Raw genomic sequence first — 26,889 nt, forward strand, 5'->3', positions numbered from 1 at the left:
GTGCGTATCGTGCGCAAACTGGTTGTACCGGTGATCGCCGGTCTCCTCGCCCTCACCGGTCTGTACCTGCTGAAGAAGCCGCCGGCCGCGGCCTCCGAGGGAGTCGCCCCGGCGGTCCGCAACGTCATCTTCATCAACGGGGACGGCATGGCGGCCGCCCACCGCGAAGCCGGCCGCCTCTTCCTGGCCGGACCGGACGGCAGCCTCGCGATGGACCGGTTCCTCTGCACCGGCCAACTCACCACCAGCCCCGCCGACCCGGCCTCGGCGGTCACCGACTCGGCCGCCGGGGCCAGCGCCTGGGCCACCGGGCAGCGCACCTACAACGGCGCGATCAGTGTCGACACCCACGGCAAGGCGCTGCCCACCCTGGGCATCGAGGCCAAGCGGGCCGGCCGGGCCACCGGACTGGTCACCACCTCGCAGGTCACCGACGCCAGCCCGGCCGCCTTCTTCGCCAACTCCACCGACCGCAACGCCGAGGACGACATCGCCCGCCAATACCTGGAGGTGTCCCAGCCGGACGTCATCCTCGGCGGCGGCGAGGACTGGTGGCTGCCCGCGGGCAGGGCGGGCGCCCACCCCGACCACCCGGCGGCCGACCCCACCGAGGCCAGCCTCGGCACCGAGGGCGACCTGATCGCCGCCGCCGGTCGGGCCGGCTACCAGTACGTCTCCACCGCCGGCCAGCTGGCCGCGGCCGGACCCGGCAAGCTGCTCGGGCTGTTCGCCAACGAGGAGATGTTCCAGCAGGACGGCGACGTCTACGAACCGCCGGTCAGCCTCGCCACCATGACACAGAAGGCGCTCGGCACCCTGTCCACCGACCCCGACGGCTTCTTCCTGTTCGTCGAGGAGGAGGCGATCGACGAGTTCGCGCACGCCAACAACGGTCGCCGCGTCCTCCAGGCGATGGGGGAGCTGGACCGGACCGTCGCCGTCGCGCAGTCGTTCGCCGCGGCCCACCCGGGGACCCTCGTGATCGTCACCGGCGACCACGAGACCGGCGGCCTGGCCGTCGAGGACCCGGCCGGCAACCCCGGCGAGGACGGGCCGTTCCCGGTCAAGGGCACGAAACTGACGTTCGTCATGGAGTGGACCACCACCGGGCACACCGCACAGGACGTCCCGGTCTCCGCCTACGGGCCGCTCGCCGACCGGTTCACCGGCAAGCACCCGAACACGTACGTCCACGAGGTCCTCGCCCCGCTTCTGGCGCCCTGAACCCTCCCGTCCGTCCCGGGGTACACCGCATCGCCGGAACCCGTGAGAAGGGACACCCGATGGATGAGGTGCGGACCGTACCGCTGTGGCAGCAGATCGCCGCGCATGTCTCGCGGGCCCTGCTCGCCGTCTATCTGCTCGGCGCGGCGGCGCTGGCCGTCGCCGTGGCCACCGGCCGGGCGACGATGAACCCGCTCGGCGCCGCCTACCTGGTGCTCCCGGCCATCCTGTTCGTCCAGGCCGTCGTCAACACGGCCCGCTCCCGGCGTGCCGGCGACAGCCGCCGCCGGCACGAACTGGCCCGCAACGGCGGCGTCCAGGCGGCGATGGGTGTCGTCCTCGCCGGTCAGCTCGCCTACTACTGGTGGGTGGCCCCGCAGACCTTCACCACCTGGCTGCCTCAGTAGGCGAACGGCCATCCGTCGGCGTCGTAACCGATGTGGTTGAGGCCCAGCAGCGAGGAGCCGCTGTCCGGGTAGTAGTGGTAGATCAGCAGGTCGTCGAGGACCGCCGGATGCCCGGGGCCGTGCACGGCCCCGTGACCGGACAGGACCTCGGTGCCCCCGCCCGCCGTCATCGGGGTGCCGTCGCGGTCGGTGAACGGGCCCTCCGGGCTGGTGGACCGCCCCACCATGGTCCGGTAGGTGCTGGCCGCGCCCTTGCAGCAGGCGTCGAACGACACCCACAGGTAGTAGTGGTCGCCGTGCTTGACCAGGTACGGCGCCTCGATCGCGGTGTCACCCCGGGTGGCCAGGGCGGTCAGGCTCGCCGGTGCACGTGACGGGCGGCCGGTCGCCGGGTCCAGGGACATCTGCTTGATCCCGGTCCAGAACGATCCGAACGTCAGCCACCAGCGGCCGGTGTCGTCGACGTACAGGTTGGGGTCGATGGCGTTGTAGTCCGACCCGGGTCCGCTCTCGATCACCAGGCCCTCGTGGGTCCAGCTCCCGGACTCGCCGGTGGCGCTGGTGGCCAGGAAGATCGCCGACCGGTTCGACCCGAAGGTGGACGCCGAGTAGTAGAGGTAGTAGCGCCCGCCGTGGAACGAGATGTCCGGCGCCCACAGTGCGGTGCTGCCCTTGGTGAACGTGGTGGTCCACGCCGCGCCGTCCGGGAAGACCGCGCCCGCGTCGGTGAAGGTGCTCAGGTCCGTCGAGGTCTTCAGGCGCAGATTGTCACCGGTGTGCGCCAGCAGGTAACCGCCGTCCGGCTTGCGGACCATCGTCGGGTCGTGCACGCCGTCGTCACCGAGCACGAATGCCGGCTCCGGGTAGGCACTCGGCCGAGCCGGGGCGGCGGGTCCGGCTGCGGGCGCACCCCCGTGGAGCGCCCGCAGCACCACGATGCCCGCTACCAGGGCGGCAACCACTACGGCAGCGACCAGGGCAGTGCGGCGGACGAGCCGCGGATTCACGGACATTGCCAAGATGTTAACGATCACAATCCATGCGTCAACCCTCCGGTGTGACCCGGTTTATATTTACGAACGGTCGGTCGTTTTGTAGGTTCGGGGGCATGACCGACGGCAGGCTGGTGCGAGGCGAGCGAACCCGCAGCGCGGTGCTCGAGCAGGCGCTGCTCCTCGCGACCGTGTCCGGGCTCGACGGGCTGTCCCTCAGCCAGGTCGCCGACGCGCTCGGGGTCAGCAAATCCGGGCTGTTCGCACACTGGCGGTCCAAGGAGGCACTGCAGCTCGCCGTCGTCGACCAGGCCCGGGCCCAGTGGACCGAGCAGGTCATCCGCCCGGCCATGACCGCCCCACCCGGGGTGCGCCGGCTGTGGGCCGTGCACGACAGCCGGCTCGCCTTCTACGAGGCCGGGGTGCTGCCCGGCGGCTGCTTCTTCGCCAACGCCCATTTCGAGTTCAACGCCCGGCCCGGCGTCGTCCGGGACCGGCTCGCCGCCGAGCTGACCGACTGGATGACGTTCCTGACCGGGCTCGCCGCCGAGGCCGTCACGATCGGCGACCTGCCGGCCGGCGTCGACCCGGGGCAGCTCGCCTACCAGATCGAGGCGCTCGGGGTCTGCGCCGTCATGCAGTCCCCCGTCCTCGGCACCGAGACCACCTGCCGCCAGGCCCGCCGCTCCCTGCTGGAGCACCTGCGCGCCGTCGCCACCGACCCCACGATCCTTCCGGAGCCGATGTGACCACCCTGACCGTCTCCCACGGCGCCGTCGAGCGCACACCGGTGCACTTCGACGACCTGGACGCCATGGGCATCCTGCACAACTCCCGCTACGCCGTCCTCGTCGAGCGGGCCGTCTCCCAGTGGTGGGCCGAGCGGGGTGTCTCGTTCGCCGACGGCCGCCCCACGTCACCCGACGCGTTCAACGCCGTCCGCGAGTATGCGATCACCTTCCACCGCCCGGTGACCTCGGTCGGCGACATCGCCGTGCACTTCTGGCTCGCCAAACTCGGCACGACGAGCGCCGACTACCGGTTCCGGGTGACCTCACTCGACGGCTCCGCCGTCTACGCCGAGGGCCGCCGGGTCAACATCCGCCTCGACCCGGCGACGATGCGCCCGGCCCCGTGGACCGAGCACGCCCGGGGTCTGGCCGCGGCCCTGATCGAGTGACGGCCCGGCTGGTTGTCACCATCGCCTCCGCTTGTTCGAGGCGGCGGTGGCAGCCGGCCGGGCAAGATCAACGGTCGGTCAGATCCGGTCGGCGGCGATCAGCAGGTAGTGGAAGCTGTTCTCCCGGTAGGCGGTCAGGAACGGCTCCTCGATGCCGGTGGCGACCTCGGACCTCGCGCGCAGTTCCCAGTAGGGGATGGTCGCGGCGGTCAGGTCGACGACGTTGATCGGGACGAGGCCGTTGGCCGCCAGGGCCTTGAAGTACTGGCTGCGCGGGTGGATGTCGCACGTGTAGTGCTCGTTGATCCGGCTCACCGCCTTGGAGCGCAGGCCGGTCACGTCGTTGGCGCAGCCGGTGATGCACACGTAGCGGCCACCGAAGCGCAGCAGCCGCGCGAACTCGGCGAACAGGTCGAAGAGATCGACGTACATCGTGGTCTCGTTGGTCCAGATCGCCTGCCGGGTGTTGCCGGGCAACTGCGTCTCCAGCATGTTGCGGAAGTGGAAGCGGACCTTGTCGGCTATGCCGCGCCGCGCGGCCTGCTCGTTGGCGAAGCCGACCTGGTATTCAGAGATGGACACGCCGTCGACCTCGCAGCCGAACCGCTGGTGCGCCATGATGCTGGTGCCGCCCCGACCGGAGCCACCGTCCAGGATCAGCTGCTCCGGGCCGATCGGGCCGAGATGGTCGAGCAGCAGGTCGGCCTGCGCGCTCTCCAGGCGATGCAACTCGGCGATGATCCGCTGCTCACGGGTGTCGGCCGGGCCGTCGAGGATCGACGGGTCGTAGGGCCCGATCCCGTAGTGGTGGTGGTAGAGGTCGTCGACCTCGCCGAGGCGCAGATTCACCGGGTCGTCCCGGTTGGTGTTCCAGTACGCGGCGACGGACTTCTCGAAGTCGGTGCGGAGGATCGTGCTGGTCATCAGATTCCCTTCGTGGATATTCCGGCCTTCGGGCCGGGGAGGAAACGGAATGCCCTGCGGAGCAGGGCACGGGTAACCGATCCGCCGCCGAGACGGATCGGCGTCAGGACGGCCGACCCGGCGGATGAGCTTTCGTACGGGTGTTCTATCCTCTGTGGATGGTCGAGGGTGTGGAGCGCGGTTACCGGTACCGCTTCTATCCGACCCCGGCTCAGACTGACCTGTTGGTACGGACGTTCGGGTGTGTGCGGTTGGTCTACAACCTGGGGTTGCAGGCCCGGCGGGATGCGTGGCAGCAGCGGCAGGAGACGCTTGGGTACGGTGCGACGTCGTCGTTGCTGACCGGGTGGAAGCAGGCCGCTGAGTTCGCGTTCCTGAATGAGGTGTCGTGTGTGCCGTTGCAGCAGGCGCTGCGACATCTCGATACCGCCTACACCAGGTTCTTCACCGGCGAGGCCCGCTATCCGCGGTTCAAGTCGAAGAAGAAGTCGCGACGGTCGGCGGAGTTCACCGGCAGTGCCTTCACCTACCGCGACGGCGAGTTGCGGCTGGCCAAGCTGATGGACGCACCTTTGGATGTGGTGTGGTCGCGGCCGTTGCCCGACGGTGCGGTGCCGAAGACGGTCACGGTGTCGCAGGACCCGGCCGGCCGCTGGTTCGTCTCTCTGAAGGTCACCAGGCCCGCTGCCACCGCCCCGGCCACCGCGAAGATGGTCGGGATCGATGCCGGGTTGAACCGGCTGTTGACGCTGTCGGACGGCGAGCCGGTCGGCAACCCGCGGCAGGAACGCCGCGAACGTGCCGCTCTGGCGCGGGCGCAGCGGGAGTTGGCGCGGAAGGAGAAGGGTTCCCGGAATCGGGAGAAGGCGCGGGTCCGCAATCATCGTCTGGCGCGGGCGATCAGCGACGCGTCCTGGCGTATGTTCCGCACCCTGCTGGAATACAAGGCCGAGGAAGCCGGGCGGACGCTGATTCCGGTGCCGCGGTGGTATCCGTCGACCCGCCTGTGTTCGGTATGCGGGATCCGGGCGGAGAAGATGTCGCTGTCGGTGCGGGAGTGGACCTGCACCGGCTGTGGGACGAGGCACGACCGGGACGTGAACGCGGCCCGTAACATTCTGGCCGCCGGGCTGGCGGTGACGGCCTGTGGAGCTGATGTCAGACCTCAACGGGGAACCTCCTCCCGAGCGGGCAGTCGGCGATGAAACAGGAAACACTCTGGGGCGACCCGGTGGAGTCCCCGCCCCTTTCAGGGCGGGGAGATGTCAACGTCAGCTCCTGTGGTTGTATCGGCCGGTGGTGGCGTGCCACCGGCGGCTGCCGCCGAGCCAGGCCCAGATGTCCGCGAGGAACCGCCGCATGTTCGGCGATCCGGCGGTGCTGAGCTGGGTGGCCAGCCCGACGAAGGTGTGCATCAGCTCGTTGTGGATCTCTACGGTGCGGGCCATCGCCTCCCGGTGGCTCAGGTTCTCGTTGACTGCCAGGACTCGTGGCAGGTTGAAGTCGGTGTCCGATTCGGCGGGGCCGGAGTGCAGGTCGTTGACCAGCACCGCGGCGTTGCCGGCAGTGGTGAGCGCGCGCCGTACGTCCGGGTGGTAGAACTCGTGGGCCGACAGTTCGTAGCCGGCCAGCACGTCGACGAGGATCATCGGTGGCAGGTAGCTGTTGAGGTGTCGCTGGACGAGGTACTCCCAGACCGGCGGGGTGCGCCGGTTGACGTGCCAGTCCGCCTCCTGTGTCCAGGCCAGGAAGAGGATCGCCATCTGGTGCTGGAAACGGCCCAGCTGTGCCGTCGAGGCGTAGGCGGCCAAGTGCTCCATGGCGGTGCGGAACGCCTCCGAGATCGGTTGGAGGCGGTGGTATTCGTCCATGTCGGTGGCGTATCGCGGGACCATCTGGGCGGGGTCGACGACCGAGATCAGGCGGGCCAGCCGGGAGCCGACGACCGCCGGGTCGGCGCCCAGTTCGACCTCGTCGACGTAGTAGTCGTCCGCCGCCCACTCGGCGACCAGGCATTTCGTGGCCATGAGCAGGCGGTCGGGATCGTTGACTGCGGGATGGGCGAGCATCATGAACCTGCCGAATCCATAGGATCGCAGTTTGTCGTGCCGTCCCGGATAAATCCCGACTTTTTTGGCCCAGGCGACCAGCTGGTCGTCGACCCGATCGCCCAGGACCGGGTCGTCCCTGATCGCGTCGGGGCAGAACAGCTGGTCGTCGCGGGGAGGCTCGATCAGCGGACCGAGAAAGGCCCGGGCGGCGGACATCCCCAGCCCGGCGGAACCCGGTCCCGGCCTGGACGTCCCCAGCCCGGACGTCCCCAGCCCGGACGTCCCCAGCCCGGACGTCCCCAGCCCGGACGTCCCCAGCCCGGACGTCCCCAGCCCGGACGTCCCCAGCCCGGACGTCCCCAGGCTGGACGAGCCCAGGCCGGACAGGAGAGCGCGCAGATCGCGCGGCGGCGCGCCGCGCATGTCGGAAATGACAGACATGTCAGTGTGAGAGCTCGACGTGGTCGAGGATGCCGAGCGCGTCCGGCACCAGCACCGCCGCCGAGTAATAGGCACTGACCAGGTACGACATGATCGCCTGATCGTTGATGCCCATGAACCGCACGTTGAGCCCCGGCTGGTACTCGTCCGGCAGCCCGGTCTGGTGCAGGCCGATCACGCCCTGGTCGGACTCCCCGACCCGCATCGCCATGATCGACGTCGTGTGCGTGTGACTGATCGGGATCTTGCCGCACGGCAGGATCGGGACACCCCGCCACGACGGTACGGTGTGCCCGTCCATGTCCACCGGCGGCGGGTAGATGCCCCGCTTCGTGCATTCGCGCCCGAACGCGGCGATCGCCTGCGGGTGTGCCAGGAAGAACCGGGTGCTGCGCCGCATGCTGAGCAGTTCGTCGAGGTCGTCCGGGGTGGGCGGGCCGCTGCGGGTGTGGATGCGCTGCCGCAGGTCGGCGTTGTGCAGCAGGCCGAACTCGCGGTTGTTGACCAGTTCGTACTCCTGGCGCTCGCGCAGTGCCTCGACGGTGAGCCGCAGCTGCTGCTCCACCTGGTTCATCGGCTCGTTGTAGAGGTCCGCGACCCGGGTGTGGATCTTGAGCACGGTCTGCGCGACGCTCAGTTCGTACTCGCGCGGGTTCGTCTCGTAGTCGACGTACGTACCGGCCAGGGTGGGTTCGCCGGAGTGGCCGGACGCGACGGCGATCTCCGCCTCCCCGTGTTTGTTCTGCGGGCGGCGGCTCTTGTCCCGGAACCCGTCGACGATGGCGCGCAGGGATTCGCTGCGTGACGTCAGCTCGGCGAACGCCGACCGGGGCAGTGCCAGGATGGTGACCGCGGTCATCGCCTTGGCGGTGTACGCCCAGATCGGGTCGTCGGCGACCAGGACCTGCTCGCCGAACTTCTCCCCGTCGGCGAGCACACCCAGGCTGACCGGGTCGCCGTACGCCCCGACGCCGACCTTGTCCACCTTGCCGTGCGCGATCAGGTAGAGGTTGTCGGCGACCGAGCCGAACTCGACGATCACCTGGCCCGGCTGGTACTCCTGCTGGACGAATCGATCGGCTATGGCGCGCAGCAGTTCCTCGTCCTCGATCCCGGCCAGGATGGCGATCTCGCGCAGTTCGGCCGGCACCACCTGCACCGAGGACCCGGTGTTGGTGAAGGTCAGCCGGCCGTCGCCGAGGCGGTAGGTCATCCGCCGGTTGACCCGGTAGGCGCCGCCCTTCACCTCGACCCAGGGCAGTTTGCGCTGCAGCCATCGGGAGGTGATCTCCTGCATCTGCGGGACGGACTTGGTGGTGTGGGTCAGGTTCCGCGCAGCGATGGTGCTGAGGCTCTGCTGGTACTCCTGATCCTGCTCTTCACGGGTCTTCGCAGGCTTCACTGAACTCGTCACGATGATCAACGCCCCGTTTCATCCCAGAATAAGGCTTACGTCTAGCCCGTTTTATCCCAGCTCACGGCGGCTTTGGCGGTTTTTGTAGAAGAGCGAACTTTCCGCCCGGGGATCCGTGACCATGGAGGTTCCGCGCCTCATCCCCCTGCCCTGGCCCGGGTATCGGCCAGGGACTCACCCTGGGGCGAACCCGGGGGTGTGCGAGTGACAGTCGTTCCCGTAGGCAAACCAGCCGAGGGAGCTGACGATGGTGGACTTCAAGATCGAGGTCGTGGTGCTGCCGGTCGCCGACGTGGACCGGTCCCGTGACTTCTACAAGGGCATCGGCTTCCGCGAGGACGTCGACTTCACCGGCCCGGACGGATTCCGGGTCGTGCACCTCACCCCGCCCGGCTCGGCCGCGTCGATCATCATCGGCACCGGCGTGACCGAGGCCGCACCCGGCTCGTCCCGGGGCGTCCACCTGATCGTCGACGACATCGTCGCCGCACACGATCACCTGGCCGCCCACGGCGTACCGGTGAGTGAGGTCTTCCACGACGCCGGCGGGGTCTTCCACCACGCCGGGACCACCGGCCGGGTCGGCGGCCCGCACCCCGGGCGCCAGTCGTACGGCTCGTTCCTGTCCTTCACCGACCCGGACGGCAACGAGTTCTTCCTCCAGGAGGTCACCGAACGCCGTCCCGGCCGGATCAGCCACGTCGTCTACGACTCGGTCGCCGCCGTCGAGGCTGCCCTGCGGGACGCGGCCACCGCACACGGCCAGTACGAGGCCACCGTCCTCGACGGCCGGCACGACGAGGACTGGCCGTCCTGGTACGCCGCGCACATGGCCCGGTCCGCCGGGTTCGCTAGGATGGCCTGAGCCCGAATCGCCGGTCCGAGAAACATGTCGCAGATGGACCGGCGACCTCGACGAACCGAGGAGGAGCCGGCGGCGCACTTGTTGCTGCCCACCTTCTCGAAAGGTTCGTCATGGAAATCGGTCTCGGTCTGCCCGTCGGCGCCCCCGAGCTACTGCCCGACTGGGCTCGCGCCGCCGAGGCGCACGGCTTCAGCACTCTCGCTCTGCTGGACCGTCTCACCTATCACAACCCCGAGCCGCTGACCGCGCTCGCCGTCCTCGCCGGCGCCACCCGCACCATCCGTCTCCAGACGGAGGTGCTGCTGGCGCCGCTGCGGGAGACGGCTCTGCTGGCCAAACAGGTCGCCACCCTCGACCGGATGTCCGGTGGCCGGTTCGTGCTCGGCGTCGGCGTCGGCGGCCGGGAGGACGACCACCGGGCCGCCGGGACACCGATCGGACAGCGCGGTCGCCTGCTCGACGAGCGGCTGACCGCGCTGCGGCGGATCTGGGACGGGGAGCCGTACCGGGAGACGATCATCGGTCCCCGGCCGGCCACCCCGGGCGGCCCGCCGATCCTCATCGGCGGTTTCGCCCCGGCCGCGCTGCGCCGGGTCGCCCGGTACGCCGACGGATTCCTCTGCGCGGCCCCACTGAACTGGGCCGGTCCGCTCGTCGACACGGTCCGCGAGCAGTGGACCGAGGCCGGACGTCCCGGGCGGCCCCGGCTGGTGACCCAGATCAACGTCGCCGCCGGCAGCGCCGCGTCGATCGAACAGGCCCGCAGCGACGTGGCCGGCTACTACGCCTTCACCGGCCGGCCCGGCTGGGGCACACCGATCAGCGACCCGGCGGAGATCGCCGACACGGTCGCCGCCCACCGCGAGTTCGGCGCCGACGAACTGGTCCTCTACTGCTGGGGCGACTTCCCGCAGCAGGTCGGGCACCTGGCCGCGGCCGTGTTCTGACCGCACCCGGTCCCACGGCCCGGATCATCCGGGCCGTGGGACCACCACGTCAGTACCGGGCCTCGACGGCCCTGATGGTCTGGTCGAGGGCCTTGCCGAGGAACGGCTTCGCCACCGTGCCGAGCAGGAGCCCGACGATCCGGCCCTTGAGATTCCGGCCCTCCCGCACCACGACGGCCTCCAGCGCCGTCGTGCCGTCCGGTCGCCGGGTCAGGTGGTACGTGTGTCCCGACGCCCCGCCCCACACGTTGGAGTCGGTGGTCCGCATCACCACGCGGTACGGGTCCGACCAGTCGTAGCTCAGCCGCTCCCAGACGCCGCCCGACCCCTCGGTCACGTCGGCGTGCGCCGGGCCCAGGTCGTGCACCTTCAGGAACTCGTCGGCGCTGTTGCCGAAGATCTTCGACCGGCCCGGGCCGAAGTCGGTGATCGCGGCGACGAACTGCTCCGGCGTCACCGACATGGTCTTGTGGAAGTGGATCGTTGCCATGTGACGAGCCTCGCCGGATCCGGGCCCCGTCGAACCCGGGTGGAACCCTGGCCGACACCCTGGCCCGGTAGTGTCCGACGCCGGGCGGACAACGCCGGGGAGAGGTACGACGTGGGACTCGAACTGCGGGGCCGGCACCGCGAGCGGGAGATGCTCGACCGGCTGCTCCGTGACGTCCGGGCCGGTCACAGCCGTGTCCTGGTGCTGCGTGGCGAGGCCGGCGTCGGCAAGACCGCGCTGATCGACTACCTGACCGGGCACGCCCCGGCCGGCCGCGTGATCCGCTCGGCCGGGGTGGAGCCGGAGACCGAGCTCGCCTACTCGGCCCTCCAGCAACTGTGCGCCCCGCTGCTGGAACACCTCGACCGGCTTCCCGAACCGCAGCGGGACGCGCTGTCCACCGCGTTCGGCCTGAGCAGCGGCCGCCCGCCGGAGGGCCTGGTGATCGGGCTGGCGGTGCTCGGCCTGCTCGCCGAGGCGGCCGCCGGGCAACCGCTGATCTGCGTGGTCGACGACGCCCAGTGGCTGGACCGGATGTCCGAGGTCATCCTCACGTTCGTGGCCCGCCGTCTGGACTCCGAGTCGGTCGCCCTGATCTTCGCGGTACGCGGCGACCTGCTCCCCGGACTGCCCGGCCTGAACGTGGAGGGACTGCCGGACCCCGAAGCCCGGGCCCTGCTCGACACCGTGCTGCCCGGCCTGGTCGACGCCCGCATCCGCGACCGGATCGTCGCCGAGACCCGCGGCAACCCGCTCGCCCTCCTCGAACTGCCCCGCGACCTGACCCCGGCCGAGATCGCCTTCGGGTTCGGCGGGCAGAGCACCACGGTCGCCGGCCGGGTCGAGGACAATTTCGCCCGCCGCATCGCCGCGCTGCCCGCCGGCTCGCGCACCCTGCTGCTGGCCGCCGCCGTCGAACCGGTCGGTGACGTGCCGCTGCTCTGGCGGGCCGCCGCCCGGCTCGGCATCGGCCCCGAGGCGGCGGCCCCGCTGCAGGAGGCCGGCCTCGTCGAGTTCGGCGCCCGGGTCCGGTTCCGCCACCCGCTGGTCCGGTCCGCCGGCCACCGGTCGGCCGGGCCCGCCGACCTGCGCGCCGTGCATCACGCCCTCGCCGAGGTCACCGACGGTGAGCGTGACCCCGACCGGCGGGCCTGGCACCGGGCGCACGCCGCGATCGGGCCGGACGAGGAGGTCGCCGCCGAACTCGAACAGTCCGCCGGCCGTGCCCTGGCCCGGGGCGGGCGGGCCGCGGCGGCGTCGTTCCTGGAACGGGCGGCCGAGCTCACCCTCGACGCGGAGGCGCGCGCTGGGCGTACCCTCGCCGCCGCCCGCGCCCGTTTCGCGTCCGGCTCGCTCGCCGTCGTCCCCGAACTGCTCGCCGCGGCCGAGATCGGGCCCTACGACCCGGTGCGGCAGGCCGGGATCGAACGGCTCCGGGCCCGCGTCGCGTTCGCCGTCATCTCCGGCCGTGCCGCCGTCACCCCGCTGCTGGAGGCCGCTGTCCGCCTGGAGACGCTGGACCCGCCGGCGGCACGGGCCACCTACCTGTCGGCGATCGGCGCGGCGGTGAACGCCGGCCGGCTCGGAGGCGACGACCTGCGCCGCGCCGCCCTCGCCGCCCGCACGGTGACACCCGGTGACGAAGCGGCCGGCCGGCTGCTCACCGCCTTCACCACGTGGGTCCTGCACGGGCACGCGACGGCCGTGCCCCTGTTCCGCCGGGCACTGGCGTCGGTCACCCCGGAGAACGACCTCGACCTGCACTGGCTCGCCGGGATGGCCGAGCACGAGATCTTCGACGACGTGTCGTTCCTGGCCCGCACCGGGCAGGCGGTCACGTTCGCCCGCCGCGAGGGGATGCTCGCAGTCCTGCCGGGCGCGCTCACCTTCCGGGCCACCGCGCTGATCTATTGCGGACGGTTCGCGGAGGCGTCCGACCTGATCGGCGAGGCCGGTGCCCTCGGGCCCGCACCGCATCCGGCCACTGCCGCGATCCTCGCCGCCTACCGCGGGCAGACCGGGCCCGCCCTGGAGGCGATCGCGTCGCTACGGACCGAAGCCACGGCCGGTGGGGCCGGCTGGCTGATCGGCGTCGCCGAGTACGCGCGGGCGGTGCTGCACAACGGGCACGGCGACTATCCGGCCGCGCTGGCGGCCGCCCGGCAGGCCACCGGGCACGACGATCTGGCCGTCCTCCAGTGGGGGCTCGGCGAGCTGGTGGAAGCGGCTGCGCGTACCCATGAGGATGATCTTGCGAAGGCGGCGCGGGACCGCCTCGCCGACCGCGCCGACGCAGCCGGAAGCGGATGGGCGCGGGGGACGCGGGCGCTGGCCGACGCACTCACCGCAACCCACGCCAAGTCCGAAAGCGATCACCCGGCCGAGTCCGGTACGTCCTCCGTCTCCGGAGGCGACGGTCCTGCCCGAGGCGGCGATCGTGCCGGGGCGGGCGTTGAAGCGTCGTATCAGGAGGCGATCGCGCGGCTCGCGGCGACCCCGCTCGACCTGCTGACGGCCCGCGCCCGGCTGCTCTACGGCGAATGGCTGCGCCGGGAGAACCGCCGGGCCGACGCCCGGCTCCAGTTGCGGCCCGCGCACGAGGCCTTCGCGGCGATGGGTGCGGAGGGCTTCGCGGGGCGGGCCTCGCGGGAGCTTCTCGCCACCGGGGAGACGGTGCGCAAAAGAGCTCCGGGGGTACGGGAGGAGCTCACCGCCCAGGAAGGCCAGATCGTCCGGCTGGCCGCGGCGGGCCGGACCAACCCGGAGATCGGGGCGATCCTGTTCCTCAGCCCGCGCACCGTCGAGTGGCACCTGCGCAAGATCTTCGCCAAGCTCGGCGTCACCTCCCGCCGCGAACTCGCCGCTACGGTCTGACTCCGGCAATCAGGCCAGCCTCCTAGGACGCCGTAGGGGGTAGGCCCCGCGGAACGGGCCGCGTTCCGGTGCTGGACGACGCCTCGCGGTTCCGACCCTGACCTGGCCGGGCTGAGAGCGGGCCGGGCGCCGGGTTCAGGCGGACAGGAAGTCGTCGACCAGTTTGCGGAACAGGTCGGGCTGCTCGACCCAGGGGCGGTGACCGGATTCGGTCATCAGCTCGAATCGGCTGTCCGGATGGGCGGCCGCCACCACCCGGGCCGGGGCGGTGCCGATCATGCCGTCCGAGGCGCCGGCCAGGACCAGTACCGGGGCGAGCACCGGCCCCGGGTGGGCGTCGCCGGCGTAGAACTCGTCGCGTAGCCACGGGTGGCGGTTGGCGTGGCCGGCCACGTATTCGGTGCGGCGCTCCGGGGTCCAGCGGTGCCAGTGGAACGGGACCATGAACGCCTGCGCGAACGGGCCGCGGGCGGCCGCCGCCTGCGGGTACCAGGGTTCCGCCGATCGGGAGGCCCGGATCGTGGCCACCTCGGCCGGGTCGATGTCACGGCCGGCCCGGCCGATCGGGGTGACCAGGATCAGGCGGCGGACCCGGTGCGGGTGGGTGACGGCGTACTCCTGGGCGGTGAGTGTCCCCGCCGAGTGGGCCAGCACGTCCAGCCGGTCCAGGCCCAGGTGCTCGCGCAGCGCCTCCAGGTCGTGCGCCTGTGCTGTGAACGACACCGTAGAACGGTCCTCGGGCACCTCCGAACGGCCGCCGCCCCGCGCGTCGGCCAGCACCAGCCGGCGGGTCGCCGACAGGCCGCCGAGGTCGCCGAGGTAGCGCACGTCCATGCCGGGACCACCGGGGAGCGCCACCAGCGGCGGCCCGTCACCGGCCACGTCGTAGAAGAGGCGCAGGCCGTCGTGGGAGCGGTAGTACGGCACCCGGTGATCCTGCCACGCGTCCGGCGTACCGCTGAAGGCGCTGAAGCAGGGGAAGTCGGGGGAGGGGGCATGGGTTGAATCCGGCCGCGTCGGGCAATCTTGGAAGGGTGAACTGGCTCGAATTCGCTCTGCTGCACGTCGACAAGGCCTGCACCGTCCGGGTCGAGGCACCGGGACGGCGTTCGGTGCCCGTCGGGCCGTGTGTGATCGCCCGCCGGCCGGACGGGTTCACGGTGCTCTGCCCGCCGGACACGGTGGCGCCGCCCGGGTCGCGGATCACCCTGCCGGCCGGTGACACCGTCGAGGTGGTGACCACGGTGCACCTGGCGGCGCACGGCACCCGTCTGCCCGAGCACCAGCAGCTCGACGTCGCCCGTCAGCGGGTGGCGCGACGGCCCTGCCGCGCCTCGGGGAGACACGGCTAACCCTCAAGATCGCCCGCCGGGTTCCGATAGGAGCCGGCGTGTGGAGGGAGCGGCTGGCGTGGTGGGGTCTCGGCGTCCTCGTGACGGCCCAGGTGGTGGTCTACCTCCTGGGTGTCTCTGACGGAACCGCCGCCGGCCTGCTGCACAACGTCCTCTACCTGATGCCCGGCCTGATGGTCGCGGTCGTGGCCTGGCGTACCCCCGGCCCGTTGCGGCGGGCCTGGGGTTTCCTGGCGGCGGGCCTGACCGCCTACGCCTCCGGCAACCTCTACTGGTGGCTGTTCGTCCGGGATCTCGACCCGGACCCGCTGGCCAGCCCGGCCGACCCGCTGTGGCTGGCCTTCTACCCGTGTTTCGGGATCGCGCTGGTGCTGATGCTGCGCCACCGGCTGCCCCGGATCAGCGCCCCGGCCTGGCTGGACGGGGTGATCGCGTCGACCGCCGTCGCGTCGCTGGTGTCGGTGCCGGTGCTCGCGGCGGTCGAGCCGGCCCCGCATTCGACGGTGGTCGGCGTGCTGGTGAACGCCGCCTACCCGATCTCCGACATCGCCGTCACCGGCTGTCTGCTCGGCGCGTGGGCGCTGTGCGGCTGGCGCGCCGACCGGGTGCTGGGACTGCTGATCGCCGGGATGGGCCTGTTCGCGGTGGCCGACACGGTCAGCATGGTGCTGCTCTGGGAGGGCGTCGAGATCCCGGCGGCCTTCGACATGATGTGGATCGCGGGCATGGTCCTGCTGGCGGTGGCGGCCCGGCAGCCGGACAGCCGGTCACGCGCGGCCCAGCCGAGTGTGCTGCTGAGCACCGCGGTTCCGGCCGGTCTGGCGGTCTGCTGCATGGGCCTGCTGCTGTGGGCGGCGCTGTCCGGGCAGCATTCCGAGCCGATCAGCAGCCTGCTCGCCGCGGTCGCGGTGACGGCGGCCCTGGTGCGGATGATGGCGAGTGTCCGTACCGCGGAGGCGCTCGGTGCGGCCCGCCGCCTGGCCCGCACCGACGAGCTGACCGGGCTGGCGAACCGTCGGTTCTTCGTCGAGCGGCTGGAGCGGGAGCTGGAGCGGCCCGATCCGCGGCTGGCCGTCGCCTACCTCGACCTGGACCGGTTCAAGGAGGTCAACGACAGTTTCGGGCACGACGTCGGCGACACGCTGCTGCGGCTGGTGGGCACCCGGATGCGGGAGTCGCTGGGCACCGATGTGCTGCTGGCCCGGCTCGGCGGTGACGAGTTCGGGATGATCATGCCGGGGACCGGCCGGGCGGAGGCGGCCGGGATCGTCGCCGGGGTGCTGTCGGCGTTGCGGGAGTCGTTCGTGCTGCCGGAGGTGGACCTGCACGTCGACGCGAGCATCGGGATCGCCATCTGTCCCGACGACGGCACCGACCGGTCGACGCTGCTGCGGCGGGCCGACGTGGCGATGTATGCGGCGAAGACCGGCCACGGCGCCGGCCCGGTGTTCGCGACCGGTCTCGACGACCACGCCCGGGCCCGGCTCACCATGCTGGAGGAGTTGCGGGCCGGGCTGGACCGCGGTGAGCTGGTCCTGCACTACCAGCCGAAGGTGACCGTCGACGCGGGCGCCCGGGTGGCCGGGGTGGAGGCGCTGGTCCGCTGGGAGCATCCGGTGCGGGGGACGGTCTATCCGGACGCGTTCCTCTACACGGCGGAGAGCGCCGACCTGATGGGCCGGATCACCACGGTGGTCCTCGACCTGGCGTGCCGGCAGAGCCGTGCCTGGTACGACCAGGGTCTGGCTGTGCCGGTCGCGGTGAATCTGTCCGTCTCCGACCTGCGCGATCCGGCCTTCCCCGACCGGGTGGGTGCGCTGCTGCGCCGGTACGGCCTGCCGCCGGAGGCGCTGGAGCTGGAGGTCACCGAGAGTGTGCTGATGACCGACGCCGACAACGCGTTGCTGCTGCTCGGCCGGTTGCGGGAGATGGGTATCCGGTTGGCCGTCGACGACTACGGCACCGGCTACTCCAGCCTCAGCTATCTGCAGGTGCTGCCGGTCGACGACCTGAAACTGGACCGGGCGTTCGTGAGCCGCTGCGGCACCGACCCGCGCAGCGCGGCGATCGTGCACAGCACGGTGCAGCTGGCCCACTCCCTCGGCATGCGGATCGTCGCCGAGGGAGTGGAGGACGCGGACATCTTCGAGCGGCTCCGCGGGTACGGGTGCGATCTGGCGCAGGGTTACGGGATCGCTCGCCCGCAGGACGCCGCCACGACCACGGCCTGGCTGCTGGAGCGGGAGATCGCTCAGAAGGCCGCGGTGTAGAGCAGCCGGTTCGGTGATCCGGTTCCGGGGCTGGTCACGACCCCGGTGGTGGCGTTGCCGACGATCGCCGCGTGCACCTGCGCCGGGGTGTCGGAGGGGTGACCGGCCAGATACAGGGCGGCCGCCCCGGCCACGTGGGGTGCGGCCATCGACGTACCGCTGATGGTGTTGGTGGCGGTGTCGTTGGTGTTCCACGTCGACGGGATGCTGATGCCGGGCGCGAAGACGTCGACGCAGGTGCCGCGGTTGGCCCAGGAGGGTTTCGCGTCGCTGCTGTTGGTGGCCGACACGGTGATGGCGGCTGGCACCCGGGCCGGTGACTGGGTGCAGGCGTCCAGCGCGAACAGGCCGAGGAAGCCGTTGCCGGCGGCGATGGCGTAGCTGACACCCGAGTTGATCGACGCGCTGACGGCGTTGTCGAGGACGGTGTCGGCGCTGCCGCCGAGGCTCATGTTGGCCACGGCCGGTTTGACGGCGTTCGCGGTGACCCATTCGATGCCGGCCGCGACCTGCGCGGTCGTGCCGCTGCCCTCGCAGTTGAGGACCCGGACCGCGACGAGTCGCACGCCCTTGGCGACGCCGTAGGAGGTGCCGCCGACGGTTCCGGCGACGTGCGTGCCGTGACCGTTGCAGTCGTCGGCGGTGCCGCCGTCGACGGCGTCGAACCCGCTGGTGGCGCGGCCGCCGAAGTCCTGGTGGGTGGTGCGGATGCCGGTGTCGATGACGTAGGCGTGCACGTTGGACGCGGTCGTCGAGTAGGTGTAGGCGGCGTTGACCGGGCGGTTGCGCTGGTCGATGCGGTCCAGGCCCCAGGACGGCGGGTTGTTCTGCGTGTCCGAGATCCGGTGGATCACGTTGGGCTGCACGAACGCGACATCCGGGTCGGCGGCGACCTGCCGCGCGGTGCGCGACGTCATGGTCGCGGCGAAACCGTTGAAGGCGCGGGTGTACGTGTGCAGCACCGTCGCCTCGTGGCCGGCGGCGACGGCACGGGCGGTCCGGCCCTGCTTGAGGACGACGATGTAGCTGTCCTCGACGACTTCGGCGCCCGGAACCGCGAGGACGTCGGCCTCCGGCGGGGCGGCCTGGGCGCCGGTGGACAGCCCGAGGACGGACAGGATGACGGCGGCCGCGGTGGCGGCGCTACGGCGTACGGCTGTGTGCAAGAGAACCTCCCGACGGTGGGTGGTCATGCAACCACGTCCCGTGACGCTAACAGGAGGATCGACGACTGTGAATGCTTTGCGGGTCAGGTCCGCAGCGTGTGGCCCGGCAGCCGGCCGTAGATCTCGCGATATCCGGCGGCGAACCGGCCCGGCGTGGCGAACCCCCACCGTCGTGCGATAACGGCCACCGTGTCACCGCGGGACGGGTCGCCGGCCCGCAGCTCCCGGTGGGCCCCGGCCATCCGGGCCTGCCGCAGGCACTGCATCGGCGTCCGGTCGCCGTGCCGCGCGAACGCCGCCTGGAGCCCGCGGACCCCGATCCCGGACGCCTCGGCGATGTCCTCCACCGTGATCGGCTCGGCGGCGTGCGCGTCGATGTACGCCAGCGCCCGCCGCACCACGGCCGGCGGGACCCGGCCCGGCCCGGGCGTGTAACCGGCCGTCATGGTGGTGTTCGGGAACGCCGCCACCGCCGCCGCGGCCAGCGTGTCCAGGGCGGCCGCGTACACCAGCGGATGGGTGACCGCCGGGTCCGGCCCGGCGAACGCGCGCGTGACGAAACCGACCGTCGCGATCCAGTGCCGGTTCATTCGTTCCGACACCGGCGCCGGCCCGTCGAACCGGAAATCCACCGGCTCCACCCCCAGGCGCTGCGCCGCCCGGGCCACCACCGACAGCGGGAGGCGGACCGTCTGCAGGTCGAGACCGGCCCACGACACGTCCAGTTCCACGCCCAGCGGCACCAGCAGCGCGTCACCGGCCGTGAACCGGCGCACCGCTCCGCCGGTGCCGACGCTGTACCACCCGTCGAACAGCACCGCCGTCGTCACCGCGTCGAACGGCTCGGCCACCGTCTCGGCGGCGCCCCGGTAACTCAGCCGGTTCATCGCCACCTCGCCGGCCGCCACGGTCCGCGACCGGAACACGAAATCCGCGCCGGGCAGTGCCAGCCGTGGTAGGTGATCTACGTACACACTGCTCATGAACTCGTGAGCCGCGGCGATGTCGGTCGTGCTCACATCCGACCGGGCGACCGGCCCGCCCCCGGTGGCGCCGCTCATGCCTAGCCCCTCCCGCACAGTGCCCGCCGCGCATCAGAGGTGCGCCGAACGCACGGACCGCCACATCCTGCTTGAGTCTGGCCCCTCGGGGCATCCCGATGGAAGCCATGTACTCGCAGGAGCGACTCGCGGAGATCACCGCGTACGCCGACGAGGCGGGCCGAAGTGCCGGCCGCCGCGCGAACCTGGCGGCGGCCCTGCAGCGCCGGGCCGAGCACGCCCGCAACGAGGCGCGCGCGGCCACCGAACGCGTCCGGGCCCGCCGGGGCGGGAAACGTGAAACGCCCCCGGCGTGATGCCGGGGGCGTACGCGGTGGTCAGCGGGCGGCCACCGGGACGTTCAACTTCTGGTGCTCGATCAGGCGGTTCGCGAACTTCACGACCTCGGCGTCGCGGCCCTGCGGGCTGAAGTCCTTGCCGGGCTGGAACTCGGCGACCCACCTCTCCGACCGCTCCACCATCCGCAGCAGGTCGGTGACGGCGCCGGGGTGCTCCCGGCACAGGCCGACGGCGATCCGCATGCGGCGCTCCGGGACACCCTTCAGGTACTCCGGCATGCCGGCCTTCCAGGCGAGCGGATGCACCAGGTAGCCGGCCGGCAGGTTGCCGGGGCCACCCATCGGCGCGAGGATCTGCAGGGGATCGAGATTGAGCGGTGGCGCCTTGACGCCCATCCAGGCGAGACCGGCCAGGGCCAGCACGATCATCGCGAAGATCGCCGCCAGCGGGTTGCCGGTGCCGATCGCCAGGATGATGCCGAAACCGACGAGAACCAGGCCGCCGCCGGTGATCGTCCCGGTGTTGCCGGTCGTGTCACACGCCTCACGTGTGGCCTCGTCGATGTACTTCCGGATCACGTTCTCCAGTAGGGGGTTCGACGGTTTCCACCGGTCGCCCCGCACCGGAAAGGCGCGTTCGGGTAACTGGGTCATGGGGGATTCGAGTCCTTCCCGCTCGTCCGTGTGCGGTTTCCGGACTACGAGGACCGGCCGTCCGTGGCCGTTCTTCTCCGGTAGTGCCGCGAGAATCGGCACCCCGGCCTCCGACATGAGGCTTTGCGGGAACGGTCAGGAGAGCGGGCTCGAATACTCCCGGCCGGTGCCGGGGACCGCGGTGGCCAGGCCGCGGCGGGCCCGCTCGGCGCGGACGGCGGTCTCGGCGACGTCGTAGACCGAACCGGCCACGAACGTGACGATGACGATGCCGGTCAGCCAGGTCAGCGGGTCGGAGCCGGTCCAGTCCAGGGTGGCGGTCCACGCCGGGTTGAAGAATCGCCCGGTCGCGGCCAGCCACACGATCGGGCCGGTGAAGAGCACCGCCAGGACCGCGTTGACCAGGGTCACCGCGTGCGACCAGGCGCCGCGCCGGAAGAGCCACACCGCATAGAGACCTTCCAAGATCAAGATCACGATGAGGTACGGCCACCAGAAAGCCCAATTCGCCGGATCCAGCACGGGCTCCTCGGTGAACGCGAACTGCTGCAGGATCAGGGCGGCGATCATCAGCACCGGCCAGGTGATCGCCGACCACAGCTGGGCCGGCGTCAGGAACCCCGGCTCGTACCGCGGCAGGTCGTCCACCGTCCACGGTTTGCGCGGCAGCCCGGCGCGGGTCACCCCGGCCCGCTCCAGCAGCGCGAACGTCAGCGTCGACCAGAACGTCATGTGCGCGCCGACGCTCAGCAGCGTGCTGATCCCGGTGCCGACGACCTCGCCGAACGTGGCGCCGCCCAGCGCCCGCAACGCCACGGCGAGCGTCACCACGGCCGGGAGCACCACCGACAGCAGCATCGTCAGCAGCCGCCGCCAGGCCGGGTAGACGGCCGGGCCGATCAGGTAACGGGGCCGGTCGGCGTAGCCGTCGGCCAGCCGGTCCGGATCGCCGAGCTCCAGCAGGGTCAGCTCGACGGCGGTCTCGGGGGACTCGCCACCACCGACCCGGGCGTCGACGGCGTCGTCGATGGAGGTGCGCAGCTCGCGCTCGATGTCGGAACGCTGCTGCTCCGGGACCCGGCGCAGCACGGTGAAGACGTAGCGGTCGATGAGGGTGGTCACAGGTCGCTCCCTGAATCGGTGCCGGCGGGGGTGTCCAGGTCGCCGATCGCCTTGTCCAGCCGCACCCACTCGTCGCGCAGCGCCGCCGTGATGGCGTCGCCCTGCTCGGTGGTGCGGTAGAACTTCCGCGGCCGGGCCTCGTCGGTGTTCCACTCACTGGTCAGCAGGCCCTGGGACTCCAGGCGCCGCAGCAGGGGGTAGAGCGTGTTCGCCTCCACCTCGAATCCGGCCGCGCTCAGCGTTTCGAGCAGCGAATACCCATACCCCGGCTGGCGGAGCACGGTGAGACTCGCGACGACGACCGTGCCGCGGCGCAGCTCCTGCAGGTGACTGGAGAGCGTCGCATCCATTGTCATGTCACTCACCATAGTGTGTGACGCACACTATCGCAACGTGCACGTCATTGTTGCCGCGTTTGTGCCGTACCGAATCCGGCCCGTGGTGTGCATCGGATCGAGGAACTTTCACTAGTAGGCTCGGGGCCGTTCTGCATCGAGCTGGGTAGAGGGACGGATATGAGTGACGAGGCCGAGTTCCACGCTGACCGGACGCAGGAGTTCTACGTGTCGGCCGTGGTCCCGGCCGTGCCGCCGCAGCACGGCGGCGCCGAGGTGATCGAGATCCCGGCCTACCGTGGCGAGACCAAGTTCGAGCGCGAGGTGATCGAGAAGATTGCGTCGTCGGCGGCCCGGTCGGTGCCCGGCGTCGTCGAGCTCGGCGGTGACGTGGCCCGGTTCTTCAACTCGGTCCTCGACAAGATCGGCCTGGACAAGGTCGGCGACGCCACGCGCGGCGTGTGGGCCAAGGTGGACGGCACCGACGTCGAGATCACCGTCATCCTGGTGATCTCCGCGGGCGAGGTGGTGGCCGACGTGACCGCCGCGGTCCGGACCGTGGTGATCGAGGCCGTCGAGCGATACGGCCTCCACGTCAGCGAGTGCACCGTCAAGGTCGACGACATCCAGCTGTCGGAGCACTGACGCCGCGGCGTCGGATTCAGCGTCCTTGCGGCGTCGCCTCCCCGCCCAGGCCCACCCTTGGCGCATATCCGACATTTCGGATATTCCCGGAAGTGGTGTCGCGGCGCCGGTAACGTGCGGTCTGTCGGCGGGGTCTCGTCGGCGGTGTCTCACCGGGGGGAATGATGATCACCGTGCCGGCGGGGAGCAGCCTCACGCTGCGCTGCCCGGGTACGCAGGGCATCGTCCTCGTCTCCCTCGCCGACGTGTCCGCACCGTTCCTCACCGACCTGCCCGCGATCCCGGTACTCAGCCTCGACGGCCCCGGTGTCCGCCGGATCGGCATCCTCGAACTGGTCACCTCCGCCGGCGTCACCTGGGTGGAGGCCGAACTCCGCAACGACCAGCTGACCGTCATCGGCGACGCCCCCACCGACGTGGTCCAGAGGCGTTCCTCCACCCGCCGGCCGGGCACCTACCCCGCCGTCGGAACAGCCCAGATCGAGAACGTCGACGGCCGCCGCCTGGTCCCGCTCACCGGCCGCGTCGAGGACATCTCCACCACGGGCCTGCTGCTGAGGGCGACAACCGACGACAACCTCCCCTCCCTGCCGTACGGCATAGAGCGAACCCTGCTCCACGTGACGATGCCCTGGGGCGAACTGACAGCCGCCGTGAACACCGTCGACCAGAGGGCCGACCTGTTACGCGGCACCTTCGAGTGGATAGACCCCAACGCCTCCGACGAGCTGGTCAGATTCTGCGGCAGCCGCTTCAGTTGACGGGCTGGTCACTCTCCCGCGGATCCGGGACGAAGCCCGCCACATCGCAGAGGACGGCCGCCTCGCTCCGGCTCGGATCCGCATCCGGTGGCGCCTCCCAGAACGTCCGGATCCGGGTGGCCTGGGTGCCGGGCGAGCACCGCTCGCCGGGGTACCTGTCCCGGTTGTAGACGCCGCCGACGAGCCGCCCACCCCCGTTCCGGTAGATCAGCATCGCGCCGCGCTGCGCGAGTTCACCGCAGGAGTTCGAGGTGACCTGGAGCGGGACGTTCGGGGCGTCACGAGCGGGCGGTTCCGCGGTGTCCAGCACGGTGACGATGCTCGGGAACGACTCCGTGTCCGACTCGGGCGCCCACCGCGTCTCGACGAGATCGATGCGTGCGTCGGCCACCTTCTGGGCGCCGTTCACCGCGGCGACGTTGCCGGCGATCGCCCGCTGACCGGGCCGGATGAAGGGAATCTCGATGAGTAGCTGCTGACCCGGCCGGAGTGCGGTGGCCCCACCGGCCGCCGTCGCCCGCAGCGTGAAGCGGGTGTGGTAGGCGACCTGCCGGCTGTTGTTCTCGATGACCGCGCCCACACTGACCTGGCCGCCGTCCTGGACCTGGGCGAAGCCGCCCTCGACGATCGTGAGCCCGCCGCCGCCGGGGGCCGGGATACCGCCGCCGGTCGCCGGGCTCTTCTCCGTTCCCGGAGCGGCAGGGTTCGCGCAGGATGCGGCGCCCGGCTTCGCGTCCTCCGGGCGCAGCGCGAACCACGTGCCCGTGGCCGCCACCACCACCGCGAGCAGTGCCGCGGCCACCAGATACCAGCGTCTCATCGGTAGATCCGTCCCCTTAATTGGATGACCTGCGCCAACTGGTCCGCGATCAGCCGCGACGCGGCGACCTGGACAGCGGCACAGAAGTCGCGTTCACGCACGGCGCGAAGGGTGTCGTCGGCGATCCGGACCCGCCACCGCCGCATACCCTGGACGGTGATGGTGATCCGGTCGTCGTCGGAGCGGCCCTCGGCTGTCAGGGCATCGCGTTGCTCGAAGAACAGGCGATCCCGGTCGGTTTCCCGGCCGCCACCGGCGACCTCCGGGTGCCGGCTGCGCCGGGCCCGTTCGGAAGCCGCCCACAGGAGCCGGGCCAGGCCTTCGAGCCGGCGTTCCAGTTCGGTCTCCGACGAGCGGTCGTAGGTGCCGGTCGAGAAGTAGACGTCCACCCTGTCCCGGCCCCGGATCTCGCCGTGCACGCCGCCGCCCGGTGCGGTCGCGTACACGTGGATCTCCTCCGTGGGGCCCATCGCGCGCTCCTCAATCGTTGGCACCCAGGTAACCCGGGTCGTTGACGGGCAGCCCCTGGCCGGTCACCAGTTGTGGGCTCTTCGGCACGAACGATGTGCGGTCCGACAGCACGTGGGACGCGGCCTGGTACAGGACCTGCGCGATCTTCGACTCCTGCTCGTAGATCTGGGTGATCAGGTCGGTCGCGCACTGCGTCACCTCGAGGATCACCTGCGTCGCGGTCGCGGCGTCGAATCCGACCGGTTTCGGGGGATCGTCCTTCAGCAGCGTGGCGCCGACCGAGGCTCCCGCGTCGATGGTGCCGAGCAGAATCGCCAGCGAGGGGCCGGTGACGGGCGCCGCCGCAATCGTCGCGATCCCGGCGACGGCTGTCAGCAGGACCGTCGCCGTCGCCTTGTCACAGTTGTCCAGGAGGTAGTCGAGCATGTCGATGGCCGTGTTGATCATGTCGGCCACGTTCCCGGCCGCCTCGCGCCAGATCACCTGCTCCTGCTCGATCAGCTTGGCGCACAGCACCAACATGTTGAACTGTGCCGCCAGCTGGAACGGCAGGCGATCGGTGTAATCACGCTTGAACTCGCGGGCCGCGTCACCGGTCCACTCGGACAGGAAGTCGCCGACGGTCTGGGCGAGCGAGAAGTTCTGCCCACGGTTGGGCTGCGGGACCTCGGTGGGATTCGGCGCGTTCTGGATCGTCATGACCTTGTCGGCGCAGTTCATCAGGCTGTCCACGGAAGCCTGGAAGTCTTCGGGCCGGGGGATGTCGCGGAACGCGGCGAACACCCGCGGCACGATCGAGACCTGGTCCTCGACGATCGCGACCCATTCCTGCTGCTGCGGCGTGAGGGTCGCGTTCTCCAGGGTGTCGGGAAGGGCGAGCTCGCGATAGCTCAGCACCCGTGCCTTCTGTTGCAGTGTCACCAGCCCCGCGTAGAAGACCGTCTCGTAGGTGAAGGACGCGCCCATCGTCAGCCCTGCCCCGGTGTGCCGGCGGGAGGTTCGAGCCCACGCCTGATCAGTTCGGCGTTCAGTGCGTCCTCGTCCCCGTAGATCTGCGCCGCCGTGACGAGCGCACGGCCGGTGTCCCGCATGTTCGTCTCGCTGTCCAGCAGGACCGCGGCCATCGTGTCCCGCATGTTCGCGAGGGCCTTCTGAACCGGGCCGTTGCCGCCACCCATGAATTCCGCGGGCCGCCAGAAACGGTCGTCCTGCGCCTCGTTGACTCCCAGCTGCTGCCGGGCGCCGGCGAACTGGTCGGCGACCAGCGGCAGATAGATCGCGCCGGCTTCGTGCAGATTGGCGAGGTCGGCGGTGAGGTTGAGACTCTGCTCGGCCACGATGATCACTCCCCGTTGACGGTGGCTCCTGTCCATCGTGTACGCCGTCGGACGTCTGATCGGTTCGGTGAACGCCCTCCCTGTTCACTATCCGTAAGCGGAGCCTCGATGGGTGTCCCTGGATTCTCGCGACAGGATCGTGATCGCGCCATTACCGGGTGTTGCCGAATGGGATTCGGGAACCTATGGTGACCGGGTGTTGTCGACTGGTGTCGATATGTATTCGGGGCGGCGGGAGATCCGGGCCGGGAATGAGATCTTCCGTGTTCGGGGGCTTGAGGGGACCGTTGCGCCGGACGGGTCGTTCCGGGTGGTGCGGGCCGATGCCCGGCAGGGGAGTGTGCGGTCGCGGGAGGTTCGGCTCAACCGGCTCGAAGTGGTTCGGGCCGGGGACTGTGCCGAGCGGCGGCGTAGCGAGCTGAAAGCCGAGGCGCGGCTGCACGATGCCGTCACCGGGCTTCCCCGCGTCGTCTTCCGGGTGGACGAGCGGGAGGCGTTCACCTTCGCCACCGGGATGCCTCCGGGAGTGGCGCTGCCCGAACTCCACGGGCGCCCACCGTGGCCTGGGCCGGTCCTCGCAGACGTCCTGCGTGGAATGGCGCTTGTCGGGCGTACCCTCGAGGGTCTTCATGAAGCGGGCAGAGCGCACCGCGCGTTGCGGCCGGAAGTGATGCTCGCGTCGCGGGACCGGATGTGGCTGCGCGATGCGGGGCTGGCGACGACGGCGGTCGAGGCCGGGGAGGGGCCCGCCGGATATCGGGCGCCCGAGCAGCGGCGGGCCCCGGCCGGAGGGGCCACCGACCTCCAC

Annotated in this window: 28 protein-coding genes and 1 pseudogene; 14 read left to right on the plus strand and 15 right to left on the minus strand. The window is 71.0% G+C overall.

Features of this window, described 5'->3' with window-relative positions:
• The first annotated feature begins 9 nt into the window (after positions 1 to 9).
• Together ACFO0C_RS09560 and ACFO0C_RS09565 are read left to right on the plus strand one after the other, a co-directional pair.
• Entirely contained in the window at positions 10 to 1,224 is a 1,215-nt protein-coding gene (locus tag ACFO0C_RS09560; RefSeq protein ID WP_378066213.1) for an alkaline phosphatase, read from the plus strand.
• 59 nt (positions 1,225 to 1,283) lie between these two features.
• Positions 1,284 to 1,631 (plus strand): hypothetical protein, encoded by a 348-nt coding sequence (locus ACFO0C_RS09565; RefSeq protein ID WP_378066214.1) that lies wholly within the window; start codon positions 1,284 to 1,286, stop codon positions 1,629 to 1,631.
• On the opposite strand, the gene ACFO0C_RS09570 is transcribed toward ACFO0C_RS09565, so the two are convergent.
• Entirely contained in the window at positions 1,625 to 2,644 is a 1,020-nt protein-coding gene (locus tag ACFO0C_RS09570; protein WP_378066215.1) for an arabinan endo-1,5-alpha-L-arabinosidase, read from the minus strand. The two genes, ACFO0C_RS09565 and ACFO0C_RS09570, sit on opposite strands and share 7 nt — an antisense overlap.
• Positions 2,645 to 2,739: 95 nt before the next feature.
• Here ACFO0C_RS09570 and ACFO0C_RS09575 point away from each other — a divergent pair, with 95 nt between their 5' ends.
• Both ACFO0C_RS09575 and ACFO0C_RS09580 read left to right on the plus strand, forming a co-directional pair.
• Positions 2,740 to 3,372: a TetR/AcrR family transcriptional regulator gene (locus ACFO0C_RS09575; protein WP_378066216.1), complete on the plus strand. Its 633-nt coding sequence runs from the start codon at positions 2,740 to 2,742 to the stop codon at positions 3,370 to 3,372.
• The gene (locus ACFO0C_RS09580) at positions 3,369 to 3,803 is read left to right on the plus strand and encodes an acyl-CoA thioesterase (RefSeq protein WP_378066217.1); all 435 of its coding nucleotides are present in this window, start codon (positions 3,369 to 3,371) and stop codon (positions 3,801 to 3,803) included. Before ACFO0C_RS09575 ends, ACFO0C_RS09580 begins: the two co-directional genes overlap by 4 nt.
• Positions 3,804 to 3,881: 78 nt before the next feature.
• On the opposite strand, the gene ACFO0C_RS09585 is transcribed toward ACFO0C_RS09580, so the two are convergent.
• Positions 3,882 to 4,727 carry a geranyl diphosphate 2-C-methyltransferase gene (locus ACFO0C_RS09585; protein ID WP_378066218.1) on the minus strand — a complete coding sequence of 282 codons (846 nt, stop codon included), beginning with the start codon at positions 4,725 to 4,727 and terminating at the stop codon, positions 3,882 to 3,884.
• Positions 4,728 to 4,885: 158 nt separating this feature from the next.
• On the opposite strand from ACFO0C_RS09585, the gene ACFO0C_RS09590 reads away from it, so the two are divergent.
• Positions 4,886 to 5,932, plus strand: coding sequence for an RNA-guided endonuclease InsQ/TnpB family protein (locus tag ACFO0C_RS09590; RefSeq protein ID WP_378066219.1), 1,047 nt, complete (start codon positions 4,886 to 4,888; stop codon positions 5,930 to 5,932).
• A 66-nt stretch (positions 5,933 to 5,998) separates the two neighbouring features.
• Here the strand turns inward: ACFO0C_RS09590 and ACFO0C_RS09595 are convergent, their stop codons facing one another.
• Positions 5,999 to 7,219, minus strand: a complete 1,221-nt coding sequence (locus tag ACFO0C_RS09595; protein WP_378066220.1) for a family 2 encapsulin nanocompartment cargo protein terpene cyclase — start codon at positions 7,217 to 7,219, stop codon at positions 5,999 to 6,001.
• A 1-nt stretch (position 7,220) separates the two neighbouring features.
• Positions 7,221 to 8,621, minus strand: a complete 1,401-nt coding sequence (locus ACFO0C_RS09600) for a family 2B encapsulin nanocompartment shell protein (protein WP_378066221.1) — start codon at positions 8,619 to 8,621, stop codon at positions 7,221 to 7,223.
• Between the two features lie 259 nt (positions 8,622 to 8,880).
• Here ACFO0C_RS09600 and ACFO0C_RS09605 point away from each other — a divergent pair, with 259 nt between their 5' ends.
• Positions 8,881 to 9,498 carry a VOC family protein gene (locus tag ACFO0C_RS09605; RefSeq protein WP_378066222.1) on the plus strand — a complete coding sequence of 206 codons (618 nt, stop codon included), beginning with the start codon at positions 8,881 to 8,883 and terminating at the stop codon, positions 9,496 to 9,498.
• Positions 9,499 to 9,608: 110 nt separating this feature from the next.
• Positions 9,609 to 10,445 carry an LLM class flavin-dependent oxidoreductase gene (locus ACFO0C_RS09610; RefSeq protein ID WP_378066223.1) on the plus strand — a complete coding sequence of 279 codons (837 nt, stop codon included), beginning with the start codon at positions 9,609 to 9,611 and terminating at the stop codon, positions 10,443 to 10,445.
• A gap of 49 nt (positions 10,446 to 10,494) precedes the next feature.
• On the opposite strand, the gene ACFO0C_RS09615 is transcribed toward ACFO0C_RS09610, so the two are convergent.
• Complete coding sequence (locus ACFO0C_RS09615) at positions 10,495 to 10,935, minus strand: hypothetical protein (protein ID WP_378066224.1); 441 nt, start codon at positions 10,933 to 10,935, stop codon at positions 10,495 to 10,497.
• 111 nt (positions 10,936 to 11,046) lie between these two features.
• Between ACFO0C_RS09615 and ACFO0C_RS09620 the strand changes: the two genes are divergently transcribed.
• Entirely contained in the window at positions 11,047 to 13,809 is a 2,763-nt protein-coding gene (locus ACFO0C_RS09620; protein ID WP_378066225.1) for a helix-turn-helix transcriptional regulator, read from the plus strand.
• A 135-nt stretch (positions 13,810 to 13,944) separates the two neighbouring features.
• Here ACFO0C_RS09620 and ACFO0C_RS09625 read toward each other — a convergent pair whose 3' ends face one another.
• Positions 13,945 to 14,736 carry an alpha/beta fold hydrolase gene (locus ACFO0C_RS09625; RefSeq protein ID WP_378066226.1) on the minus strand — a complete coding sequence of 264 codons (792 nt, stop codon included), beginning with the start codon at positions 14,734 to 14,736 and terminating at the stop codon, positions 13,945 to 13,947.
• A 107-nt stretch (positions 14,737 to 14,843) separates the two neighbouring features.
• Here ACFO0C_RS09625 and ACFO0C_RS09630 point away from each other — a divergent pair, with 107 nt between their 5' ends.
• Both ACFO0C_RS09630 and ACFO0C_RS09635 read left to right on the plus strand, forming a co-directional pair.
• On the plus strand, positions 14,844 to 15,161 hold the full coding sequence (locus tag ACFO0C_RS09630; protein ID WP_378066227.1) for a hypothetical protein: 318 nt from the start codon (positions 14,844 to 14,846) through the stop codon (positions 15,159 to 15,161).
• Between the two features lie 38 nt (positions 15,162 to 15,199).
• The gene (locus ACFO0C_RS09635) at positions 15,200 to 17,431 is read left to right on the plus strand and encodes a putative bifunctional diguanylate cyclase/phosphodiesterase (RefSeq protein WP_378066228.1); all 2,232 of its coding nucleotides are present in this window, start codon (positions 15,200 to 15,202) and stop codon (positions 17,429 to 17,431) included.
• On the opposite strand, the gene ACFO0C_RS09640 is transcribed toward ACFO0C_RS09635, so the two are convergent.
• On the minus strand, positions 17,413 to 18,624 hold the full coding sequence (locus ACFO0C_RS09640) for a S8 family peptidase (RefSeq protein WP_378066229.1): 1,212 nt from the start codon (positions 18,622 to 18,624) through the stop codon (positions 17,413 to 17,415). The two genes, ACFO0C_RS09635 and ACFO0C_RS09640, sit on opposite strands and share 19 nt — an antisense overlap.
• A gap of 56 nt (positions 18,625 to 18,680) precedes the next feature.
• Positions 18,681 to 19,658: an AraC family transcriptional regulator gene (locus ACFO0C_RS09645; RefSeq protein ID WP_378066230.1), complete on the minus strand. Its 978-nt coding sequence runs from the start codon at positions 19,656 to 19,658 to the stop codon at positions 18,681 to 18,683.
• A gap of 98 nt (positions 19,659 to 19,756) precedes the next feature.
• Here ACFO0C_RS09645 and ACFO0C_RS09650 point away from each other — a divergent pair, with 98 nt between their 5' ends.
• Positions 19,757 to 19,954 (plus strand): hypothetical protein, encoded by a 198-nt coding sequence (locus ACFO0C_RS09650; RefSeq protein WP_378066231.1) that lies wholly within the window; start codon positions 19,757 to 19,759, stop codon positions 19,952 to 19,954.
• 21 nt (positions 19,955 to 19,975) lie between these two features.
• Here ACFO0C_RS09650 and ACFO0C_RS09655 read toward each other — a convergent pair whose 3' ends face one another.
• From ACFO0C_RS09655 to ACFO0C_RS09665, 3 genes are all read right to left on the minus strand, one after another.
• Complete coding sequence (locus ACFO0C_RS09655; protein WP_378066232.1) at positions 19,976 to 20,590, minus strand: hypothetical protein; 615 nt, start codon at positions 20,588 to 20,590, stop codon at positions 19,976 to 19,978.
• A gap of 135 nt (positions 20,591 to 20,725) precedes the next feature.
• The gene (locus ACFO0C_RS09660) at positions 20,726 to 21,712 is read right to left on the minus strand and encodes a permease prefix domain 1-containing protein (protein ID WP_378066233.1); all 987 of its coding nucleotides are present in this window, start codon (positions 21,710 to 21,712) and stop codon (positions 20,726 to 20,728) included.
• Positions 21,709 to 22,068, minus strand: a complete 360-nt coding sequence (locus ACFO0C_RS09665) for a PadR family transcriptional regulator (protein ID WP_378066234.1) — start codon at positions 22,066 to 22,068, stop codon at positions 21,709 to 21,711. Before ACFO0C_RS09665 ends, ACFO0C_RS09660 begins: the two co-directional genes overlap by 4 nt.
• 159 nt (positions 22,069 to 22,227) lie before the next feature.
• Here ACFO0C_RS09665 and ACFO0C_RS09670 point away from each other — a divergent pair, with 159 nt between their 5' ends.
• Both ACFO0C_RS09670 and ACFO0C_RS09675 read left to right on the plus strand, forming a co-directional pair.
• Positions 22,228 to 22,692, plus strand: coding sequence for an Asp23/Gls24 family envelope stress response protein (locus tag ACFO0C_RS09670; RefSeq protein ID WP_378066235.1), 465 nt, complete (start codon positions 22,228 to 22,230; stop codon positions 22,690 to 22,692).
• A 164-nt stretch (positions 22,693 to 22,856) separates the two neighbouring features.
• Entirely contained in the window at positions 22,857 to 23,453 is a 597-nt protein-coding gene (locus ACFO0C_RS09675) for a hypothetical protein (protein WP_378066236.1), read from the plus strand.
• On the opposite strand, the gene ACFO0C_RS09680 is transcribed toward ACFO0C_RS09675, so the two are convergent.
• The 4 genes from ACFO0C_RS09680 to ACFO0C_RS09695 are packed head-to-tail and all read right to left on the minus strand — an operon-like array spanning position 23,446 to position 26,081.
• Positions 23,446 to 24,273: a hypothetical protein gene (locus ACFO0C_RS09680; protein WP_378066237.1), complete on the minus strand. Its 828-nt coding sequence runs from the start codon at positions 24,271 to 24,273 to the stop codon at positions 23,446 to 23,448. The genes ACFO0C_RS09675 and ACFO0C_RS09680 overlap by 8 nt on opposite strands.
• The gene (locus ACFO0C_RS09685) at positions 24,270 to 24,743 is read right to left on the minus strand and encodes a hypothetical protein (RefSeq protein ID WP_378066238.1); all 474 of its coding nucleotides are present in this window, start codon (positions 24,741 to 24,743) and stop codon (positions 24,270 to 24,272) included. The genes ACFO0C_RS09680 and ACFO0C_RS09685 overlap by 4 nt, the downstream gene beginning before the upstream one ends.
• A gap of 10 nt (positions 24,744 to 24,753) precedes the next feature.
• Positions 24,754 to 25,710: a hypothetical protein gene (locus ACFO0C_RS09690; RefSeq protein WP_378066239.1), complete on the minus strand. Its 957-nt coding sequence runs from the start codon at positions 25,708 to 25,710 to the stop codon at positions 24,754 to 24,756.
• Between the two features lie 2 nt (positions 25,711 to 25,712).
• Complete coding sequence (locus ACFO0C_RS09695; RefSeq protein WP_378066240.1) at positions 25,713 to 26,081, minus strand: hypothetical protein; 369 nt, start codon at positions 26,079 to 26,081, stop codon at positions 25,713 to 25,715.
• 112 nt (positions 26,082 to 26,193) lie between these two features.
• Here ACFO0C_RS09695 and ACFO0C_RS09700 point away from each other — a divergent pair.
• Positions 26,194 to 26,889 (plus strand): annotated as a pseudogene (locus tag ACFO0C_RS09700) (hypothetical protein); the annotation flags it as partial.

The organism is Actinoplanes subglobosus, assembly GCF_042650585.1.
Lineage (GTDB): Bacteria > Actinomycetota > Actinomycetes > Mycobacteriales > Micromonosporaceae > Actinoplanes > Actinoplanes subglobosus.

Bases quoted from the DNA above. Each gene is read 5' to 3' on its own strand.
- ACFO0C_RS09565 (WP_378066214.1), top strand. From the start codon at position 1,284: ATGGATGAGGTGCGGACCGTACCGCTGTGGCAGCAGATCGCCGCGCAT.
- ACFO0C_RS09570 (WP_378066215.1), bottom strand. From the start codon at position 2,644: ATGTCCGTGAATCCGCGGCTCGTCCGCCGCACTGCCCTGGTCGCTGCC.
- ACFO0C_RS09575 (WP_378066216.1), top strand. From the start codon at position 2,740: ATGACCGACGGCAGGCTGGTGCGAGGCGAGCGAACCCGCAGCGCGGTG.
- ACFO0C_RS09585 (WP_378066218.1), bottom strand. From the start codon at position 4,727: ATGACCAGCACGATCCTCCGCACCGACTTCGAGAAGTCCGTCGCCGCG.
- ACFO0C_RS09590 (WP_378066219.1), top strand. From the start codon at position 4,886: ATGGTCGAGGGTGTGGAGCGCGGTTACCGGTACCGCTTCTATCCGACC.
- ACFO0C_RS09595 (WP_378066220.1), bottom strand. From the start codon at position 7,219: ATGTCTGTCATTTCCGACATGCGCGGCGCGCCGCCGCGCGATCTGCGC.
- ACFO0C_RS09605 (WP_378066222.1), top strand. From the start codon at position 8,881: ATGGTGGACTTCAAGATCGAGGTCGTGGTGCTGCCGGTCGCCGACGTG.
- ACFO0C_RS09610 (WP_378066223.1), top strand. From the start codon at position 9,609: ATGGAAATCGGTCTCGGTCTGCCCGTCGGCGCCCCCGAGCTACTGCCC.
- ACFO0C_RS09615 (WP_378066224.1), bottom strand. From the start codon at position 10,935: ATGGCAACGATCCACTTCCACAAGACCATGTCGGTGACGCCGGAGCAG.
- ACFO0C_RS09640 (WP_378066229.1), bottom strand. From the start codon at position 18,624: ATGACCACCCACCGTCGGGAGGTTCTCTTGCACACAGCCGTACGCCGT.
- ACFO0C_RS09645 (WP_378066230.1), bottom strand. From the start codon at position 19,658: ATGAGCGGCGCCACCGGGGGCGGGCCGGTCGCCCGGTCGGATGTGAGC.
- ACFO0C_RS09650 (WP_378066231.1), top strand. From the start codon at position 19,757: ATGGAAGCCATGTACTCGCAGGAGCGACTCGCGGAGATCACCGCGTAC.
- ACFO0C_RS09655 (WP_378066232.1), bottom strand. From the start codon at position 20,590: ATGACCCAGTTACCCGAACGCGCCTTTCCGGTGCGGGGCGACCGGTGG.
- ACFO0C_RS09665 (WP_378066234.1), bottom strand. From the start codon at position 22,068: ATGACAATGGATGCGACGCTCTCCAGTCACCTGCAGGAGCTGCGCCGC.
- ACFO0C_RS09670 (WP_378066235.1), top strand. From the start codon at position 22,228: ATGAGTGACGAGGCCGAGTTCCACGCTGACCGGACGCAGGAGTTCTAC.
- ACFO0C_RS09675 (WP_378066236.1), top strand. From the start codon at position 22,857: ATGATCACCGTGCCGGCGGGGAGCAGCCTCACGCTGCGCTGCCCGGGT.
- ACFO0C_RS09680 (WP_378066237.1), bottom strand. From the start codon at position 24,273: ATGAGACGCTGGTATCTGGTGGCCGCGGCACTGCTCGCGGTGGTGGTG.
- ACFO0C_RS09685 (WP_378066238.1), bottom strand. From the start codon at position 24,743: ATGGGCCCCACGGAGGAGATCCACGTGTACGCGACCGCACCGGGCGGC.
- ACFO0C_RS09690 (WP_378066239.1), bottom strand. From the start codon at position 25,710: ATGGGCGCGTCCTTCACCTACGAGACGGTCTTCTACGCGGGGCTGGTG.